Raw genomic sequence first — 608 nt, 5'->3', positions numbered from 1 at the left:
TTTTTTTGATTTGCTAGCTCAGTCGGTAGAGCACGTGACTTTTAATCACGGTGTCCAGGGTTCGATTCCCTGGCAGATCACCAAAACCTCTCTTAATTAAGAGAGGTTTTTTTGTATATAAAAATGTAATGAATTTAGATTCAATTAACATATATTATTACAACTGATTATGGTTAAATAGTTTTATATAATTTCGGCTAGAATTCAGAGAAAAGTATATCTCGGTTCTAGTCGACTTTTATATTAGTAAAGAAAGATTTTAAGCTATAATTATTGTGTGATTAAGCAAAAATATTTAATTTATTTATCTTAATATTTACTTCTAATAAATATAGTATTATTTTAAATAGAAAAATTAGCTTAGGATAATCTGATTATTATGATTAAAAAGGCAGAAAAGGATTATAAAGTAAATAAAGCTTTTGATAATACTATAGTTTTAGTTAATTATGATAAAAAAGAAATTATATTATTTAAATGAAAAATAATAACTACTATATATAGAAGATGAAAAGAATTTTATTTGGATTACATAAGTTATTTAAGTTTAATTTTAAGGAAGAAAATAGTAACTTACTAGCTTGCTCATAGAAAAATATTAAAGAAAA

Annotated in this window: 1 tRNA gene; it reads left to right on the top strand. The window is 22.9% G+C overall.

The window, feature by feature from the left end:
* The first annotated feature begins 7 nt into the window (after window positions 1–7).
* Window positions 8–83, top strand: a tRNA-Lys gene (locus tag OIF33_RS17040).
* The last annotated feature ends 525 nt before the right edge of the window (window positions 84–608 follow it).

Source organism: Clostridium sp. LIBA-8841 (assembly GCF_034439435.1).
Classification (GTDB): domain Bacteria; phylum Bacillota; class Clostridia; order Clostridiales; family Clostridiaceae; genus Sarcina.
The sequence above is the reverse complement of the archived record's forward strand: the minus strand, read 5'-3'. Positions and strand labels throughout refer to the sequence as shown.